Here is a 449-nt window from a genome sequence, read left to right as displayed (position 1 = left end):
GCTTCGGTTGTCTCGGTCACTGGGCCACCTGCTTGATCTCGTACGGGAGGCCACGGCGGCGAGTCCTTCGGCTTCCTCCCGACATCCGCCCAGTCCAACGGGGGAGCCGGGGGCAATGGCGGTATCGGCGGTGACGGCTTCGTCGGGGGTGCCGGCGGGACCGGCGGCGATGGTGGCTCGGGCAACCAGAGCATGACCCTCGCGGCCGGTGGCAGGGGCGGCGACGGCGGTCTGGGCGGCAACGGCACCACGACCGGGGGCGCCGGCGGAACTGGCGGCACGGGTGGCACCGGCGGCGTCGCATCCAATGCCATGGGGAAGCAACTGCTCAACGGTGCTCCCGGCGGCGCCGGCGGCACCGGCGGCAACGGCGGCGCCGGCGGCACTACCGGCGGTGTTGGCGGCGGCCTCGCGCTCGGTGGCGCCGCAGGCACCGGCGGCAACGGCGG

The 449-nt window shown here is 75.5% G+C and carries 2 protein-coding genes; both read left to right on the top strand.

What is annotated here, in order from left to right; translation table 11 throughout:
- Positions 1-196: hypothetical protein (locus BST27_RS33370; protein WP_211285346.1), on the top strand; the 196-nt coding region annotated here is incomplete at its 5' end.
- The coding region (locus tag BST27_RS30860) for a hypothetical protein (protein WP_211285345.1) at positions 193-449 on the top strand (257 nt) is incomplete at its 3' end. The genes BST27_RS33370 and BST27_RS30860, both read left to right, overlap by 4 nt.

Origin of the sequence: Mycobacterium intermedium, from assembly GCF_002086275.1 — a bacterium.
GTDB lineage: Bacteria > Actinomycetota > Actinomycetes > Mycobacteriales > Mycobacteriaceae > Mycobacterium > Mycobacterium intermedium.
The sequence above is the reverse complement of the archived record's forward strand: the minus strand, read 5'-3'. Positions and strand labels throughout refer to the sequence as shown.